At 72.7% G+C, this 17,778-nt stretch carries 14 protein-coding genes, 1 tRNA gene and 1 pseudogene; 8 read left to right on the forward strand and 8 right to left on the reverse strand.

From position 1 onward, the window contains the following. Positions 1 to 66 precede the first annotated feature (66 nt). From BLW85_RS31395 to BLW85_RS31420, 6 genes are all read left to right on the forward strand, one after another. Positions 67 to 154 (forward strand) — tRNA-Leu (locus BLW85_RS31395). Between the two features lie 680 nt (positions 155 to 834). Then, positions 835 to 2,631, forward strand: coding sequence for an ATP-binding protein (locus BLW85_RS31400; protein WP_074994348.1), 1,797 nt, complete (start codon positions 835 to 837; stop codon positions 2,629 to 2,631). Between the two features lie 81 nt (positions 2,632 to 2,712). Next, positions 2,713 to 3,171: a roadblock/LC7 domain-containing protein gene (locus tag BLW85_RS31405; RefSeq protein WP_070022375.1), complete on the forward strand. Its 459-nt coding sequence runs from the start codon at positions 2,713 to 2,715 to the stop codon at positions 3,169 to 3,171. Next, entirely contained in the window at positions 3,168 to 3,524 is a 357-nt protein-coding gene (locus tag BLW85_RS31410; protein WP_070022374.1) for a DUF742 domain-containing protein, read from the forward strand. Before BLW85_RS31405 ends, BLW85_RS31410 begins: the two co-directional genes overlap by 4 nt. Further along, positions 3,505 to 4,122, forward strand: coding sequence for a GTP-binding protein (locus BLW85_RS31415; protein WP_074994351.1), 618 nt, complete (start codon positions 3,505 to 3,507; stop codon positions 4,120 to 4,122). Before BLW85_RS31410 ends, BLW85_RS31415 begins: the two co-directional genes overlap by 20 nt. Further along, positions 4,119 to 5,375 (forward strand): cytochrome P450, encoded by a 1,257-nt coding sequence (locus tag BLW85_RS31420; protein ID WP_074994354.1) that lies wholly within the window; start codon positions 4,119 to 4,121, stop codon positions 5,373 to 5,375. Before BLW85_RS31415 ends, BLW85_RS31420 begins: the two co-directional genes overlap by 4 nt. Positions 5,376 to 5,580: 205 nt before the next feature. Here BLW85_RS31420 and BLW85_RS31425 read toward each other — a convergent pair whose 3' ends face one another. Together BLW85_RS31425 and BLW85_RS31430 are read right to left on the reverse strand one after the other, a co-directional pair. Then, the gene (locus BLW85_RS31425; protein ID WP_070022371.1) at positions 5,581 to 6,807 is read right to left on the reverse strand and encodes a cytochrome P450; all 1,227 of its coding nucleotides are present in this window, start codon (positions 6,805 to 6,807) and stop codon (positions 5,581 to 5,583) included. Positions 6,808 to 6,954: 147 nt separating this feature from the next. Beyond that, on the reverse strand, positions 6,955 to 7,887 hold the full coding sequence (locus BLW85_RS31430; RefSeq protein WP_074994357.1) for a LysR family transcriptional regulator: 933 nt from the start codon (positions 7,885 to 7,887) through the stop codon (positions 6,955 to 6,957). Between the two features lie 100 nt (positions 7,888 to 7,987). Between BLW85_RS31430 and BLW85_RS31435 the strand changes: the two genes are divergently transcribed. Next, positions 7,988 to 9,139 carry an MFS transporter gene (locus BLW85_RS31435; protein WP_244174946.1) on the forward strand — a complete coding sequence of 384 codons (1,152 nt, stop codon included), beginning with the start codon at positions 7,988 to 7,990 and terminating at the stop codon, positions 9,137 to 9,139. 113 nt (positions 9,140 to 9,252) lie between these two features. On the opposite strand, the pseudogene BLW85_RS40355 reads toward BLW85_RS31435, so the two are convergent. The 6 genes and pseudogenes from BLW85_RS40355 to BLW85_RS31465 all read right to left on the reverse strand — a co-directional run. Further along, positions 9,253 to 9,822: pseudogene (locus tag BLW85_RS40355) on the reverse strand (maleylpyruvate isomerase family mycothiol-dependent enzyme); the annotation flags it as partial. After that, positions 9,804 to 10,772, reverse strand: coding sequence for an ROK family protein (locus BLW85_RS31445; RefSeq protein WP_074994362.1), 969 nt, complete (start codon positions 10,770 to 10,772; stop codon positions 9,804 to 9,806). The gene BLW85_RS31445 and the pseudogene BLW85_RS40355, both read right to left, overlap by 19 nt. Beyond that, positions 10,769 to 12,496, reverse strand: coding sequence for a dipeptide ABC transporter ATP-binding protein (locus BLW85_RS31450; protein ID WP_074994364.1), 1,728 nt, complete (start codon positions 12,494 to 12,496; stop codon positions 10,769 to 10,771). Before BLW85_RS31450 ends, BLW85_RS31445 begins: the two co-directional genes overlap by 4 nt. Then, positions 12,493 to 13,392 carry an ABC transporter permease gene (locus tag BLW85_RS31455; protein WP_074994366.1) on the reverse strand — a complete coding sequence of 300 codons (900 nt, stop codon included), beginning with the start codon at positions 13,390 to 13,392 and terminating at the stop codon, positions 12,493 to 12,495. Before BLW85_RS31455 ends, BLW85_RS31450 begins: the two co-directional genes overlap by 4 nt. Then, entirely contained in the window at positions 13,389 to 14,348 is a 960-nt protein-coding gene (locus BLW85_RS31460; RefSeq protein ID WP_070022363.1) for an ABC transporter permease, read from the reverse strand. Before BLW85_RS31460 ends, BLW85_RS31455 begins: the two co-directional genes overlap by 4 nt. Before the next feature lie 50 nt (positions 14,349 to 14,398). Further along, entirely contained in the window at positions 14,399 to 16,216 is a 1,818-nt protein-coding gene (locus BLW85_RS31465) for a peptide ABC transporter substrate-binding protein (RefSeq protein WP_074994369.1), read from the reverse strand. A 311-nt stretch (positions 16,217 to 16,527) separates the two neighbouring features. Between BLW85_RS31465 and BLW85_RS31470 the strand changes: the two genes are divergently transcribed. Further along, positions 16,528 to 17,757, forward strand: coding sequence for an ROK family protein (locus BLW85_RS31470; protein WP_070022361.1), 1,230 nt, complete (start codon positions 16,528 to 16,530; stop codon positions 17,755 to 17,757). The last annotated feature ends 21 nt before the right edge of the window (positions 17,758 to 17,778 follow it).

Raw genomic sequence — 17,778 nt, forward strand, 5'->3', positions numbered from 1 at the left:
CCGAAACCTTGGTATTGTTGTCCATGTCGCCGCGAGGGAAGCCCCTCGCAAGGCGGCAGACACCTGGTCCGGGTGGCGGAATGGCAGACGCGCTAGCTTGAGGTGCTAGTGCCCTTTATCGGGCGTGGGGGTTCAAGTCCCCCCTCGGACACCAGCTGAGACCCCTGCTGATCAGGGGTCTTCTGCTTCCCGGGCTGTACTCCGGCCGACCGGTGACCAACATACCTGCCGGGGAGCGGTCTCCCTCGCGCGTCACACCGTGGTCAGCGGAACCTGGACGGTGTGGAGGCGGCCGTCGCCGAGGGGGAGCAGGCCGCGGCCGGGCTGGACGGTCTGGCCCGTCGAACCCCGCTGCGGCCGAACCCTGCCGGCCCGGCGATCCGTCGGCGTGGGTGCGCGGACGCGACTGGTGGTCGGTCGCCGCCCCGGCTCCAGCCCCCGACACGTCGCGGAGCGCCCGGCTTCACCGCCAGGAACGCGCAGTTGGCTGGAAAGTGACGCTGTCTGTTGGGATCGGTTCTACGAATGAGGCCCACCTGATGGTGATTTGACGTTATGTCAGTCCGATTCCCAGCCCTGCCGATGCAAGCCGACAGGCTGACGGGTCAGGCAAGTCCCCTATCACACACGGACGTTCCGTCGATCGGTTCGCGACGAACTCTGGTTGGCGGCCGACTAAGCCGCCAGTCAGATTTTCTGGCGCTCCAGTGTGGCTAGCATGAGCAGGTACCCGGTCGGAAGATCGTCGTCCTCTTGGCGCCCCCCTTTCCGGCCCGCGGCCGCCGTGCGTCGGCGGCCCGTTTCTCCTGATCTCTTGGACCGAGGGACCGCGGAATGTCACTGCCTGCACCGCTCAGTCAGCAACGGCCGACGAAGGCGCCGCGCACCTCGCCGGCCGTGCCCCTGGCCGTGCTGGTGCTCGGCGCGGCGGCCGGCGGCGTGGCCGTCGTCCTGGCGCCGTCCGGTGCCGGCCCCTGGGCGCTGACCGTGGTCGCGGTCGCCTGGGTGTGCCTGGCCGCGGCCGTCCTCGTCGGCCACCGGCTCGTGGCGCGGGCCCGGCGCACGGCCGCCGCGCAGACCGCCGAGGCCGGCCGTCTCAAGGCGCAGGCGGCGCAGCTGTCGGCGGAGACCGCGCACCTGGCCAACGTGACGCTGCCCGCCGTGGCCGACCGTCTGCGCGAGGGCATGAGCGCGGCCGACGCGCTGGGCGGTGTCACCCAGCCGTCGGACCCGCAGCTGGGGCGGATCGGGTACGTCTTCGCCGCCGCCGTCGAGGAACACGTGCGGCGCGCGGCCGCGTCGGACGGCGAGCGCCGGCGGGCGCGGGACGAGCTGGACGAGATGGTCGCCGCGCTGGAACGGGTGGCGCGGGAGACCCTGCCCGCCGCCCTCGCGGGACTGCGCGAGGGCGCGTCCGCCGACACGGTGCTCGCCGAACTCGACCTGCCCCGGCTGCCCGCGGTCCGCATCCCGACCGAGTCGTATGTGCGCGAACTCGCCCGCAGCGAGCGGCGCGCCGCCGCGGCGCAGGCCGCCTCCGCCAAGGCGCTCAGCCGCGTCCAGGCCAAGTCCGTCAGCATGCTCGCCGACCTGCGGGAGATGCAGGAACGACACGGCGAGGAGGTCTTCGGCGACCTGCTGAAGCTGGACCACAGCACCTCGCAGCTCGGCCTGATGACCGACCGGCTCGCGCTGCTCATGGGCGGCCGGTCCAGCCGCGCCTGGAACAAGCCGATCGTGATGGAGAGCATCCTGCGCGGCGCCGTCGGCCGGATCGCCGCCTACCAGCGGGTGCGCCTGCACTGCTCCACCACCGCCGCGATCTCCGGCTTCGCCGCCGAGGGCGTCATGCATCTCCTCGCCGAACTGATGGACAACGCCGCGAACTTCTCCCCGCCCATCGACGAGGTGCACGTCTACGTCGAGGACCGCAGCGCCGGCCTGGTCGTCACCATCGAGGACAGCGGCCTGAAGATGGCCGACGCGGCCATGCGCCGTGCCGAGGAGGCGGTGTCCGGCCGCATGACCGACCTCGCCTCGCTCCAGGGCACCCGGCTCGGCCTCGCCGTGGTCGGACGGCTCGCGGTGAAGTACGGCATCAGCGTCAACTACCGCCCCTCGTCACGCGGCGGCACCGGTGTCGTCGTCCTGCTGCCCCCGCAGCTGATCGCCCAGCAGCGCGAGGCGGTGGCGCCCGGGGCCGTCGGCCGCGCCACCGCGGGAACCGTGCCCGCACCGGCACCCGCCCCGGCCCCGGTGCCCGGGCCCGCCGCGCGCCCCGGCGTCCCGGAGCGGCCCGCCGCCCGGCCGGAGCCGTCCGTGCAGGAACAGCACGCGCGCGCCGCCGGCTCCACGCCGAACGGCCTGCCCGTACGCGCGCCCGGCCGCACCATGGCCGAGGCCGAACGGGGGCGCGAGCAGCGCCGGTCGGCCTCCGACACGAGGTCCGAAGCGGTGTCCGAGACGGGGTCCGACGCGGCATCCGAGGCGGTGGACGCGGACCGCCCGGAGCAGCGTCCGGCGCGGGACGCCGGCGCACGGTTCGGCGCCTTCCACCGCGGGCGCCGGTCCGCGCGGGGCGCCGCCGAGTCCGATGCCCGGTCCGAGGCCGAGCCGCCGCCCGCCCCGTAGCCGCCGACCCCTTTCCCGTACGGCGCCCAGGGCGCCGGCGCCCGCTTCCGCCCGAGTTCATGAGATTGGAGGAACGGGCCGGTGACCGGTCAGCCGGGTACCACCGTCCCACCACCCACCATGCAGACCACCGACAACAGCCTCACCTGGCTCCTCCAGAATCTCCTGGAGCGCACCCCCGGCACCCGGCACGCCCTGGCCCTGTCCCGGGACGGCCTGAAGCTCTGCTGGACCGAACACCTGACGCTCGACCAGGCCGACCAGCTGGCGGCGATCTGCTCCGGCATCCAGGCCCTGGCCCACGGCGCGTCCGTGGAGTTCGGCGACGGCACCGGTGGCGTCCGGCAGTCCATGACCGAGTTCCACGGCGGCCTGCTGTTCATCGTGGAGGCCGGCGAGGGAGCGCACCTGGCGGTCCTCGCGGAGGAGGACGCCGACCCGGGCGTGGTGGGCCACCAGATGACGGAGCTGGTGGAGCAGATCGGCGAGCACCTGCGCGCCGAGCCCCGAGAGCCCTTTCCCGGGAGTGCCGCGTCGTGATGCGCAAGCCCGTGGACACCGGCGACCCCGACCGGCTCTACACGGTCACGGCCGGCCGGAGCCGCGCCGACGACTCCTTCGACCTGGTCACCCTGATCGTCAGCGAGTGCCGGCCCACGGCGGGCATGCAGTCGGAGCACGCCCGGATCCTGGAGCTGTGCGAACACCCCACGGCCGTCGTCGAGATCGCCGCGGAGCTGAAACTGCCCATCACGGTGGTGCGCATCCTGCTCGGGGACCTGCTCGACACCGGCCGCATCACCGCCCGCCGTCCGCGCGCGGCGCAGTCCGTCGCCTCGCTCCCCGACTCCGCCCTTCTCAAGGAGGTGCTCCATGGGCTCCGCAACCTCTGAGCTGCCCGCCCGCCGCACGCCACTGGACGATGCGGCGGAGACCGGACTGAAGATCGTCATCGTGGGCGGTTTCGGTGTCGGCAAGACGACCCTGGTCCGCTCGGTCAGCGAGATCCGGCCGCTGAACACCGAGGAGGTGATGACGCAGGCCGGCGTCGGCCTCGACGAGACCAGCGCGGTCGCGTCGAAGACCACCACGACGGTGGCGTTCGACTTCGGGCGGATCAGCCTCAACGAGCGCATGGTGCTGTACCTGTTCGGCGCGCCCGGCCAGGAGCGCTTCTGGTTCCTCTGGGACAGGCTGTTCTCCGGGACGCTGGGCGCCGTGGTGCTCGTGGACACGCGCCGGATGAACGACTCCTGGTACGCGATAGACCGGCTGGAGCACCACAGGACGCCGTTCGTGGTGGCCGTCAACCGCTTCGACGACGACACCCACCGGTACTCCCTGGAGGAGATCCGCCAGGCGCTCGCCCTCTCCGACGAGGTACCGATGGTCGACTGCGACGCGCGGGTCCGGCAGTCCGGCAAGGACGTGCTGATCACCCTCGTGGACCACCTGTACGAACTGGCGATGGCCCAGGAGGCGACACCGTGACCGATCCCTCTTCCGCGCACCAGGCCCCGCCGGGCTGCCCCGTCCACACCGAAGCGGTGCGCCTGGCGGGGCTCGAGTACCAGCAGACGCCGGCGCAGATGTACCGCGCGCTGCGCCGCGAGCACGGCGCGGTGGCGCCGGTGCTGCTCGACGGGGACATCCCGGCCTGGCTGGTGCTCGGCTACTCCGAGGTCACCTACGTGACCAGCCACGACGAGCTGTTCGCGCGGGACTCCCGGCGCTGGAACCAGTGGGAGAACATCCCGGCGGACTGGCCGCTGCTGCCGTACGTCGGCTACCAGCCGTCGGTGCTGTTCACCGAGGGCGACGAGCACCGGCGGCGGGCCGGAGTGATCACCCAGGCGCTGGAGGGCGTCGACCAGTTCGAACTGGCGCGCAACTGCCAGCTGATCGCCGACCGGCTCATCGCCGCCTTCGCGGGCAGCGGTCAGGCCGAGCTGATGACCGGATACGCGCACGCCCTGCCGATGCGGGCCGTGGTGCAGATGTGCGGGATGCCGACCTCCGGCGAGGACACCCAGCGGCTCGTCGAGGACCTGCGGATCTCGCTCGACGCGGCGGAGGGCGACGACCCGGTGGCGGCGTACGGGCGCGTGGGCGAGCGGCTGCGGCAACTGGTGAAGGACAAGCGGGAGAACCCGGGTCCGGACGTCACCTCGCGCATGCTGCTGCATCCGGCGGGACTGACGGACGAGGAGATCGTCCAGGACCTGATCTCGGTGATCGCCGCGGCGCAGCAGCCGACCGCCAACTGGATCTGCAACACGCTGCGGCTGCTGCTGACGGACGAGCGGTTCGCGGTGAACGTGTCGGGCGGCAGGCTCAGCGTGGGCGAGGCGCTCAACGAGGCGCTGTGGCTGGACACGCCGACGCAGAACTTCATCGGGCGCTGGGCCGTCCGGGACACCCAGCTGGGCGGGCGGCAGATCCGGGCCGGCGACTGCCTGGTGCTGGGGCTGGCCGCGGCCAACACCGATCCGCAGATCTGGCCCGACGCGCACGTGGGCGCGGAGAACGCCGCGCATCTGTCGTTCAGCAACGGCGAGCACCGCTGCCCCTATCCGGCGCCGCTGCTGGCGGACGTGATGGCGCGGACGGCCGTGGAGACGCTGCTGGAGCGGCTGCCGGACCTGGTGCTGGCGGTCGAGCCGGAGACGCTGACCTGGCGTCCGTCGATCTGGATGCGCGGACTGACGGCGCTGCCGGTACGGTTCACGCCGGTCGTGCAGTAGGGCGGGTGCCCGACGACCCGGTAGGGGCGATGCCCGAGGAGCAGGGAGGGCGGATGCCCGGTGGCCGTCTGGGGGCGGACGCCCGACGTCCCGGCAGCGCGCATGGCCGTTGGCCGGTGGGGTGGGCGCCCCGGCCCCCGGTGGCGTGGCGGCGCGGGCGCACGGGCCCCCGGGCGGGGCCCGTTCACCTCGGCGGTGGTGCCGGTCAGGCGGCCGTCACGGGCGTGAACCGCACGGGCAGGCGCTGGGGCCCGCGGGTGAAGACGCCTTCCTCGACCGGGTCGAAGCCGTCCGCGAGACGCATGTCGGGCATGGCGTCCAGCAGTTGGCCGACGCCGATCTCGACCTCCGCCTTGGCGAGCAGCGCGCCGACGCAGAAGTGCCGGCCGAGCGCGAAGGCGAGGTGGTCGGCGGCGGCGGAGAAGGCGGTGGTGGCGGTCAGGTCGTCGCGGAAGATGTCGAAGCGGTCGGGCTCGCGGTAGCGGCTCTCGTCCCGGTTGGCGGCGCCTATCAGGCAGGTGACGGTCACGCCGGCGGGTATGGTGCCGCCGCTGAGCTTCACCTCGGTCGCGGACTGCCGCATGATCATGTGGACGGGCGGGGTGTACCGCAGGGTCTCGGCGAAGGCCCGCGGGATCAGGTCGCGGTCCGCGCGGACGGCCGCGAGCTGGTCGGGGTGGCGGAGCAGGTTCGCGAAGATGCTGGCGATCGCCTTGTCGGTGGTCTCGCCGCCGGCCGCGAGCAGCAGGCTGCAGAACGCCTTGATGTCCTCGTCGCTCATCCGCACACCGTCGACCTCGGCGGTGCACAGCGTGGACAGCAGGTCGTCGCCCAGGCTGTCGCGGCGTTCCCGGATGATCGGCAGCATGTACTCGGCGAACTCGACGCGGGTCCGCTCGCCCGCCGCGGCCACCTCGGGGTCGCCCGAGAGGTTGCCGAGGAAGGCGATGACGGACGTGTACCAGCGGTGGAAGCGTGCGTGGTCCGCCTTGTCGAGGCCCAGCATGTCGGCGATCACGTTGACCGGAAAGCGGGTGGCGTAGTCGTTGACCAGGTCGGCGGAGCCGGAGTCCCGGAAGGCGTCGATCAGTTCGCGCGAGTTGCGCTCGATGACGGGGAGGAACTTCTCCTGGAGGTCGGTGCCGCGGAAGGCGGGGGCGACGAGGGCGCGGCGCACGGCGTGCTCACGGCCGCTGAGCTGGAGGATCGTCCTGCCGTGCACGGGCTCGATCTGCCAGTCGTAGTTGTCGGTGGTGAACTCGCCGTTCCTGTCCTTGAAGACGTGCTCGACGTCGTCGTAGCGCGAGACGATGTAACTCTGCGTCGGTTCGTGCCATATGAGGGGCGCGGCATCGCGCATCTGGCGGTACGCCGAGTAGGGGTCCGCGGCGAATTCGGGCGAGAGGATGTCGGGCACCTGCGCGGTGGGCATGGGGCTCCCTCAAGATCAGTGACTGGCTTACGGCACACGGTGGTTGAACAATGATCAACCGAAGAAGCCCTCCGCGCCAGGGTGGTTGAGGGTATTGCGGAATCGGCGTCCCTCCTCGGTCGGGCGGTCGCGCCGGGTCTTTGCTCGTCAACCGGAACCGTGCAGCGGGGAGTTGACGGCGGGGCCCAGGTCCTTCGCGAGGGCCACCGCGAGTGCCCGGAAGATCCGCACCTCCGGATTGTCGTCACCGGCGCGCACCGCGAGGTAGCTGCTGTCCCAGGGGGCGTCGAGGACGGGTATGAAGACGGCGCCCGGCCACGCGTAGTACCGCGCGAAGGAGCGCAGGCCGGAGCCCGCGGCCCGCCCGGTGACCACCCCGGTCAGCACCTCCTGGGGGGTGACGGCGTACTCGGAGCTGCGGCGCTGGGCGCGGTCCTCGAAGTACAGGTACTCGGTGAACGTCTGCGGGGTGTGCCCGGGGACACGGAACAGCGGCAGCTCGGCGAGGTCCGCGACGCGCACCCCGGAGGTCCGGGCGTCGGCCAGCGGGGACCGTTCGTGCACGACGACGATCCGCTGCTCGGTGGTGAGGACGTCCGCCACGAGCCGCTCGTCCTGTGGGCTCGGCCGCACGAAGGCGACGTCCACCCGGTCCTCCACCAGCGCGGTCACATGCTCCGTGAAGTCCAGTTGCCGTATCTCCACCCGCACCTCGGGCCGCGCCCGCCGGTAGGCGTTGATGGCCGCGGGGGTCAGCTCCGCCGAACCGTGCCCCATGATGCCCACCCGCAGCGGGCGCCCGTGTTCCGGCTCCCGCGTGACGTCCGCCAGGTCGTCGAGGGCGGCGTTCGCGGCGTCGAGGAGGGTGCGCGCGTGTCCGGCGAGCCGCACACCGGCGGCCGTCGGTACGACGGGGGAGCCGGACCGGTCGAGGAGCCGCACGCCGACCTGGCCTTCCAGGCGGCGCACATGCTGGGTGACGGCGGGCGGCGACAGGAAGAGCCGCGCCGCGGCCCGTCCGAAGTGCCCTTCCTCGACGACCGCCAGAAACGAGGACAACAGCCGCAGGTCAAGCGCCATACGAGCAGGGTAGACGGGGAGCCGGACGGCAGGCGCGGGCCGTTCACGAATCGTGAAGGTTCGGCGCGCGCCGAACGGTCGGGCACGTACGAATGGGAGCATGACCGCATCCCCTGTCACCGCCCCCGTCGCCGCCGTTCCCGCGACCGCCGGCGCCCCGGGCGCCCGCGCCGCCTGGATCATGCTGGCCTCCGGCTGGAGCGCCAACCAGTTCTCCGCCCTGCTCGGCGCCTACCGAGGCCGCTTCGGCCTCACCGAGTCGACGGTGACCGGCCTGTTCGCGGTTTACGTCGTCGGCCTGATCCCGGCGCTGCTGATCGCGGGCCCGCTCGCGGACCGCAGGGGACGGCGCCGGGTGGCCCTCGCGGCCCTCGCCCTCAACGTCCTGTCCACGCTGCTCCTCATGGCCGGCGGCGCGTGGGGCCACACCTGGCTGCTGCTGCCCGGACGCTTCCTGACCGGGGTCGGCGCGGGCGCGCTGCTGGCCGCGGGCAGCGCCTGGATCAAGGAACTCTCCGGCTCCCCGCGCCGCGCCGGGCTGTTCGTCTCCGCGGGCTTCGCGACGGGCGGCCTCGCGGCGGCGCTCATAGCCCGGTGGGCTCCCTGGCCGATGGTGACGGCGTACGTTCCGCACGTCCTCCTCGGCGCGGCGGCGGGGTGGCTCGCGCTGGCCGCACCGGAGACGCACCGGCCGGCCCGCCCCCTCGGCTCCGCAGCCGCCCACGAACACACCGGCCGCCGCTTCCGGCGTACCGTGCTGCCGCTGGCGCCCTGGGTCTTCACGGCGCCCACCATCGGGTTCGTCACGCTGCCGAGCACCCTGCACACCGGCCTGGTCCTCACGGGCCTCGCGACGGCCGTCGTCCCCGGCACCGGTCTGCTCACCGCACGGCGCGCCCCGTCGACGCCCACCGCGGGCCTCCTGGTCGTGGCGGCCGGCACGGCGACCGCGGCCGTCGCCGCCGCGACCGGGAACGAGCCCCTCGCCCTCCTCGCGGCGGTCGTGCTCGGCGCGGGCTACGGACTGGCCCTCACCTACGGCCTCACCCGGACCGCGGCCCTCGCCCCGCCGCACCGGCTCGCCCGCTGGACGGCCCGGTTCTGGACGGTGGCCTACCTCGGCATGTTCACCCCGTACGTCCTCACGCTCCTCGGCCACCTCACGACGACACCGGCGCTGCTCGCGGCCGTCGCACTGCTGGCCCTCGCCCACGCCGGACTCGCCGCGCACCAGCCACGACCGCGGCGCTGAGCAGAGGCAAGACCGGTGGCGGGGCGGGCCCGGTCAGCTGCGCCGGACCGGTGAGCCGGCAGGTGGCCGGGCGGTTCGACGGCCAGTGCCCCGCCGTCGGTCCGCCCGGTGAGCCAGCCCGGCAGATCCGCCGCCGGACCCGTCACCCGTGGCCCCGGCCCGGCGCCGGTCACCCGTGGGATCCGGTCCTCGTCGGCGACCAGCGTCATGGGCGGGGCGCCGGGGTCGTCGCGCAGACGCCGCACGGTCGTCTCCAGCTCGCGGCCGACCAGCAGGGCGGGCCGGCGGTCCGGGCCATGACCGGTCGCCAGGTCGGTGTGGTGGACCTCGACCTCGCGCAGCATGCTCCCGACGACCCCGCGCACCGGCCGGAGGCCGCCGCCGAGCCAGCGCACCGGCACCTCCCAGGCATCCGCCGGGTGGTCACCGGCCGCGGCGAGGAAGCGGCGCAGCGCGGTGTCCATGTCGTCGAGGAGGACGGCGGCGGGCCGGCCGGCGTCCTCCTCGATCTCCCGCGCCCGCTGGGCTTCGTCGGCGTACTGCGGCAGGTCGACGCCCCCGCGGGCGGAGGCGAGCAGCCGGCCGCGGGAGCCGGCGCTGCGGGCCGGATGGGTGAGGACGCGGCCACGCGTCCAGCCGGGCAGCGGCGAGGGCGCCCGGAACGTCAGGGCTCGCGCACCGATGCGGAGACGGCGGGGCGTGCGCCCCCGTCAGACGTCGTGCCCAGGCGGGCGAGGGCGGCGGCGCCCACCGGTACGGCGTCCGTGCCGAGCCCCGCCCGGACCAGGCGGACGGGGTGACCGCTGACCGGGGGTTCCTCGGCGAGCCGGGCGAGGACGGCCGGTTCGAGGAGGTGCCAGGCGCGGCTGACGCCGCCGCCGATCACCACCGTGGTGATGTCGACGAGGCCCGCCGTCATGACGACCGCGCGGGCGAGCCCGGCGCCCGCCGCGCGGTACACCGCGAGGGCGTCCTCGTCGCCGTGCGCGGCCGCGTCGGCGACCTCCCGCGCGGTGAGGCGGCGGCCGGTGCGGTCGGCGTACCGCGCGCCGATGGAGCGGCCGGAGGCCAGGGTCTCCAGATGGCCGCGCCCCCCGCAGGTGCAGCCCAGGTCGCCGAAGCCGGGGATGTGCCCGATCTCCCCGGCCGCGCCGTGCGGTCCGGCGAACAGCCGGCCGTCCGTCCAGACGGCGCCGCCGACGCCGGTGCCCAGCGCGATGCCGAGCACGTCCCGCTCGCCCCGGACCGCGCCCGAGGACACCTCCCCGCGCAGGAAGGCGTTGACGTCGTTGTCGAGGTACGCCGGTACGCCCAGCGCGTCCGCGACGGCCGCGGTGACCGGGAAGCCCGCCCAGCCGCGGAAGGAGTCGCTGGCCACCAGGATGCGGCCCGCGGCGGAGTCCACCACCCCGGCCGCGCCGACGCCGGCGCCGGCCAGCCGGCCGGGGACGCGGCGCAGCAGCGGCGCCAGCGCGCCCAGTGCGGCGTCGACCATGGCCTGTCCGCCGCGGGCCGCCGGGGTGGTCGTCTCGGCCCGGTCCAGCACGGTGAGGTCGTCGTCGCAGAGCACCACCTGGGTGGTGGTCCCGCCGATGTCCACGCCGGCGAACAGCGTCCGGTCGTGCGCGCTCACGCCTCGCCCTCCGTGCGTCCGGCCGCCAGGGTGGCCAGGCGTTCGGCTCTGCGGCCGCGTTGCACCACCGGGTCGGGCACCGGGACGGCGGCCAGCAGCCGGCGGGTGTAGTCGGTCTCCGGGTGCAGCAGCGTCTCGCCGGTGGGCCCCTGTTCCTCGATCCGCCCGGCCCGCATGACGGCGACCCGGCGGGCGAAGTGCTGGACGACGGCGAGGTCGTGGGAGACGAACAGGCAGGCGAAGCCGAGTTCGTCCTGGAGTTCGGTGATGACCTCCAGCACGGACTCCTGCACGCTCACGTCGAGCGCGCTGGTGGGCTCGTCGGCGACCAGCAGCCGGGGTTCGAGCACCAGGGCGCGGGCCAGGCTGACCCGCTGGCGCTGGCCGCCGGAAAGTTCGCCGGGGGCGCGGCGGACGACGTCGCGGGGCAGCCGCACCCGGTCGAGCACGGCCAGCACACGGTCGCGCCGGTCCTGCGCGGACAGCTCACGGCGGTGCACCCGCAGCGGCTCGGCGACGCACTCGCCGACCGTCATCCTGGCGTCGAGCGAGGCGACCGGGTCCTGGAGGACCACGCCTATGCCGGCGCGCAGCGCCCGGCGGGCGCGGGAGCGGGTACGGGCGAGGTCGGCGCCGAACAGGGAGACGGTGCCGGACGTCGGCGGGATCAGACCGAGCGCGACGCGCGCCGCGGTGGACTTGCCGGAGCCCGACTCGCCCACCAGGCCCAGGGTTTCGCCGGGGCGGACGGTGAGCGAGACGTCGTCGAGGGCGCGCACCGCGCGCTTGCCGCGGCCGAACACCACGGAGATCCCGCGGAGTTCGACGACGGGCGCACCGGCCGTGCGGTCGGAGCCGCCGCCCGGGGCGGGCTCGCGGGCCGGCGCGGGACGGCCGGCCTCGGCGACCGACAGCCGGGGCACGGCGGCCAGCAGCCGCCGGGTGTAGTCGTGCGTCGGGCGCAGCAGGACGTCCTCGACCGGGCCGGTCTCCACGATCTCGCCGTGGTACATCACGGCGACCCGGTCCGCGAAGTCCGCGACCACGCCCATGTTGTGGGTGACGAGCAGGACGCCGGTGCCGGTCTCGGCGGCGAGCCTGCGCAGCAGGTCGAGGATCTCGGCCTGCACGGTGACGTCGAGCGCGGTGGTCGGCTCGTCCGCGATCAGCAGCGCGGGGTCGTTGGCGATCGCCATGGCGATGACCACCCGCTGCCGCTGCCCGCCGGAGAGCTGGAAGGGATAGGCGGCCGCACGCTTCTCCGGCTCGGGGATGCCGACCCTGCGCAGCAGGTCGACGGCCTCGGCGGCGGCGTCCTTGGCGGAGACCTCGCGGTGGTTGCGGATCACCTCGGCGATCTGCTTGCCGATCCGGGTGAGCGGGTCGAGCGCGGTGGCCGGCTCCTGGAACACCATGGAGACGGTCCGGCCGCGCAGCGCGGCGAGCCCGGCCTCGTCGGCGGCGACGACGTCGGTGCCGTCGATCACGGCCCGGCCGGTGACCCGGGCGTTGCCGGCCAGCAGCCCCATCGCGGCCAGCGCGACGGTGGACTTGCCGGAGCCCGACTCGCCGACCAGAGCGAGGGTCTCGCCGGGACGGACGTGCAGGGACACGCCCCGTACGGCGGGCACCTGGGCGGACTCGGTGGTGAAGACGACACCGAGGTCGTCGAGTTCGAGAATCGGCTCGGCCGTCGCGGCGGCACGGGCCTGGGTGGCGGTCATCCGCGTCCCCTCACGTCGAATGCGTCACGGAGCCCGTCTCCGATCGCGTTGAACGCCCACACCACCAGGATGATGGCGAGGCCGGGCGGCACGATGAGCCACCAGTAGCCGGAGTAGGCGGCGGTGAGTCCCGCCGAGAGCATGCCGCCCCAGTCGGTGGCCGGCGGCTGCACGCCGAGGCCCAGGTAGGAGACGTAGGCGACGAGCAGGATGGCGTCGGCGATCTGGAAGGTCGTGGCGACGATGATGGTCGACACGGAGTTGGGCAGGATGTGCCGCAGGATCGCGCGGGCGTGCGTCCCCCCGATGGCCCGCAAGGTCAGCACGTAGTCGCGGTTCTTCAGGGTCAGGGTCTCGGCCCGGATCAGCCGGGACGGCACCAGCCACGACACCAGGCCGAGGATGAGGATCAGGCCGCCGAGGCCGGGCGTGGTGATGGCGGAGACCACCAGCAGGATGAACAGGGCGGGGATGGCGATGCCCGCGTCCACGATCCGCATCATCACCGCGTCGATCCAGCCGCCCGCGTAGCCCGCGGCCGCGCCCCACAGGGTGCCGATGACGGTGGCCAGGACGCCCGCGGCGAGACCGACGATCAGCGACACCTTGCCGCCGTACATGAGCCGGCCCAGTTCGTCGTGGCCGACGGCGTCGGTGCCGAGCCAGTGGGCGCCGCTGGGGGAGAGGTTGACCTGCTGGAGCGCGGTGTGGGTCTGGTCCGTGGAGTACACCAGCGGGCCCACGAAGCAGAACAGGACGAAGAAGGCCACGACGCAGAGTCCGGCGACGGCGAGCCGGTTGCGCAGGAAGCGCCGGACGGCGAGCCGGGCGCCCGAGGTCTCACGCGGGGTGCCGGCCGTGCCGGACGTCTCGGCCGGCTGGACGACGGCGCTCATGACCGGCCTGCCTTCACTCGGGGATCGATGATCCGCTGGACGATGTCGGCCAGCAGCGTGCCGACCACGGTGGCGATGGCGATGACCAGCACGCAGCCCAGCAGCACCGGGTAGTCCGAGGCCTGCGCGGCGGTCCAGAACAGCAGCCCCATGCCGGGGTAGTTGAAGAGCTGCTCCACCACCAGTGCACCGCCGAAGAGCACCGGCACGTAGTAGCCGAGCATGGCGACCACCGGGGTCAGGGAGTTGCGGAAGACGTGCCGCCGCAGGATGGCGCGGGAGCGGGAACCGCCGGCCCGCGCCGTCCTGACGTAGTCCTCGGAGAGGTTCTCCAGGGTGGCGGCGCGCATGTAGCGGCTGAACACGGCGACCATGGAGGCGGCGCCGGCGACCACCGGCAGCACCAGGGCCCGCGGGTCGGAGAACACCTGGGCGAGCGTGTCCCCCTGCGGCGCCTGGGACGGGAACCACGGCAGCACCTGGCTGAACAGCAGCACCAGGATCAGCCCGAGGAAGTACACGGGCGTGGAGTAGGCGACGAAGCTCAGCGTGGTGATGACGTAGTCCACCGGCTTGTTGCGCCGCACGGCCTGCCACATGCCCAGCGGGATCGCCAGGAGCAGGCCGATGACGGCCGACAGCACGGTCAGGACCAGGGTCTTGGGCAGCCGCTCCCCGATGAGCCGGGCGACCGGCGCGTTCAGGGTGTAGGAGGTGCCGAGGTCGCCGTGCAGCAGCTGGTTCAGGTAGTAGAGGTACTGCACGGGCAGGGGCTTGTCGAGGCCCTGTTCATGGTTGAACCGGGCGATCTGCTGCGCCGTGGCCTGCGGGCCGAGGATGCCGCGGGCGGGCCCCCCGGGCAGGGCGTGCAGCAGACCGAAGACCACGATCGTCACGATGAGGATCACCGCGACGGCCTGGAGGACGCGTCTGATCAGGTACGAGGGAGTACTCATGTGTTTTCCGGTCGCTTCGGCTCAGGTGTGCGCGGGGTCGCCGGACGGGCTCACTTGTTCGTCCACTTCCACATGGCGGGGTGGAAGTTGGCGAGCGAGTCCTGGGCGAACCCGCCCAGGCCGTCCCTGACCACGGAGACCTGGTAGTCGGGCTCCGGCAGCCAGACCACCGGCAGGTCCTCGGCCAGCGCGGCGCTGTACTTCTGGACCGCGGCGGTGGAGTCGGAGGTGGTGGTCTCGGTGATCAGCTTGTCCACCGCCGGGTTGGAGTAGCTGCCGAAGTTGGAGCCGCCGCCGGTCTGGAAGAGCGCGTCACCGCTCGGGTACGCCGGGAAGTACCAGCTGCCCGCGGTGCCGAAGAAGGACAGCTGCCACCCGCAGCCCGACTGGCCGGAGGTGCACTGACCGGCCTGCGAGAGGACCGAGTTGACCGGGGCGGTCTTGATGGTGAACTTGATGCCGGTCTTCGCGAAGGAGGACTGCAGCGCGCTCATCATGTTGTCGGTCACGGTCGAACCGGACTGGGACAGCACCTGCATCTCGAACCTGGTGCCCTTGGCGACGCCCGGGCCGCACTGGTCGCTGCCACCGCCGGCGTCGTCGCACACCATGGTGCCGTTCCGCTCGGTCCAGCCGTGCGAGGTCAGCAGCTGCCTGGCCTTGGCGGTGTCGAACGGGTACGGGTTGTCCTTCTGCCTCGGGGAGACGAAGTCGGAGGCCTGCCCCTGGGGGATCGGGCCGTAGGTGGGGACCGCGGTGCCGTTGAAGACCACCTTGGAGAGGCTGGTCTGGTCGACCGACATCTGGATCGCCTGGCGGGCGTACAGCTGCTTGAAGACGGCGCCCATGGCCGGGTTGTTGAAGTTGTAGGGCATGTAGGTGATCGCCCAGCCCGCCCACGGCTTGACCGTGTAGCCCCGGGACTTGAAGGCGGCTTCCTGGCCGAGGTCGGTGGCGTTGATGTAGCCGTAGTCGACCGTGCCGGCCCGCAGCGCGTTCTCCTCGGCGTCGGTCGTGGTGAACGGCAGCAGGTTGACGTTCTTGATGTTGGCCTTGCCGCCGCCGTCGTACTTGGCGTTGGCGGTCAGCTCGACCTTGCCCGCGGTGGAGAAGGACTTGAGGGTGTAGGGACCGCTGACCGTCTTCCAGAGCGGGTCGGTGGCGTAACCGGAGATGTTCTTGGCGGCGTTGTTGAGGTACGTCCAGACCCGCTTGGCGCCGGCGGGGGTGCGGTCCAGGTCGGAGACGGCACCGGAGTCGCCGGTCTTGTCCCAGACGTGCTGCGGCATCACGCGGATCATGCTCAACTCGTCGGCGAGCATCCACTGTTGGTTGTACGCCTTGTCGAACGTGATCGTGAGGTGCGTGTCGTCGACGGTCTTCAGCGAGGTCCAGTTGTCCGGCGCCTTGCCCGGACTGTAGCTTGCCCAGTCGGCCTTGTTCGCCTTGACCAGGTTGTACCAGAACTCGACGTCGCGCGAGGTGATCGGCTTTCCGTCGCTCCAGTGCCGGTTGCCGAGGGTGATCGTGACGCTCTTGCTGTCCTTGCCGAAGTCCGCGGCGGTGGCGAGGGAGTTGTCCTTGTTCCAGCCGACCTGGCCGGTGGAGCCGTCGTAGGCGATCAGCGGCTCCCAGAGGACCTGGGATATGGAGGAGTTGTTGGTGTTGAGGTGCGCGGCCGTGCCGACCGGGAGGATCCAGTTCGGCGTGAAGTTCGCCGGGAGCGCGTAGTTGATGGTGTCGCTGGAGTTTCCGCCGGACGACGAGGTTCCGCCCCCGGAACAACCGGTGAGCAGGGCGCCGGACGTGACGGCGGCGCCCGCGACGAGGGCCCAGCGGCGGCCGGTCGCCGTACGAGCAAGAAACATGATTCTCCTCGGATTGAAAAAACCCGTGATGTGTCCCGGTGCAGGCCGGGGCGGGCGCCGGGGGGAGCGGCGCCGCGTGGTGGACAGTCAACGACCCACGCGCCGAACAAACAAACACGAATTAGTAACAACTAAGTTTCTGCGGGCCCGACATAACTCCCCGAAGGCTTCTCACGGCCCCGAAAGCACACCCTTTGACCGTATTTGCCGGGCTGTTCACCGCGGCAATGACACCCGGGAAAAGGTTCCCGTCCGCGTTGTGCGGGCGTACTGTCTGCGTCACACCAACTGTTGCGGAAGTTACTTCGTACATGACTGAAATAAGTGCCCGGAACCGCCAGTCCGCGAAAGGCGCTTCCCCCCTCGCCGTCCGGGTCCTGGAACTCGTGGCCTCGGGCCAGGCGTCGTCGCGCGCCGAACTCGCCGCTCTGCTCGGCGCCGCCCCCTCGACCATCTCCGTCGCCGTGGGCCAACTGGTCGAGCGCGGGCTGATCGCCGAGGAAGGCACCCAGTCGTCCACCGGCGGGCGCCCCCGCAAGGTGCTGCGGCTCGGCGGCACCGACGAGTTCGCCGTCGCCGCCGACCTCGGCGGCCGGCACGCCCGGATCGGCGTGGTGCTGCCCGGCGGCCGGCTGGGCGAGGTCTCCACCGTTCCCTTCGTCATCGCCGACGGCCCCGAGGAGGCGCTGCCCCGGCTCGCCGAAGCCCTGGAGGCGCTGGCCGAGGAGCGCGGACGCCACCGGCTGCGTGCCGTCGGCCTGTCCCTGCCGGGTCCCGTCGACATCGAGTCGGGAGCCGTCGTGCTGCCGTCGCGGATGCCCGGGTGGAACCGCTTCCCGGTCGCCGCCTGGCTGGAGGACCGCTTCGGCGTGCCGAGCGCGGTCGACAACGACGCCAACTGCATGGCGATGGGCGAGCACACGGTGCGGCCCGCCGAACACCGGCAGTCGATCATGGTGAAGATGGGCTCGGCGATCGGCGCCGGCGTCATCGTCGACGGCCGCCTCTACCGGGGCGCGACCGGCGCCGCCGGCGACATCACCCACATCCGGATCGACGGCGCCGCCGACATCCCCTGCTCCTGCGGCAAGACCGGCTGTCTGGAGACCGTGGCCTCCGGCGCCGCCCTGGTGCGCATCCTGCGGGAACGCGGCGCCGACGTCGGCAGCATCGAGGACGTCGTACGCCTCGCGGTCGACGCCGACCCCGAGGCCACCGGCGCGGTCCGCCGGGCCGGGGAGCACCTCGGGCAGGTCCTCGCCGCCAACGTCAACTTCTTCAACCCGGACGCCGTCTACCTCGGCGGCATCCTCTCCACCCTCGAACCGTTCGTCGCCGCCGTCCGCAGCCAGCTGTACGAGAGCTGCCACCCGCTGGTCACCGAGCACCTCACCATCGAACGGGCCCGCCTCGGCGCGGACGCCGGAGTCGTCGGCGCCGGACAGTTCGCCCTGCAGCAGGGCATGGCCCACGCCGTACGCGACTTCGGCGGCACCGGGTCCGGTGCCGCACGCCCAGGCCGCCCACCCCGCACCCGCTGACGCACCCCACCCCTACGAGGA

Origin of the sequence: Streptomyces misionensis, from assembly GCF_900104815.1 — a bacterium.
Classification (GTDB): domain Bacteria; phylum Actinomycetota; class Actinomycetes; order Streptomycetales; family Streptomycetaceae; genus Streptomyces; species Streptomyces misionensis.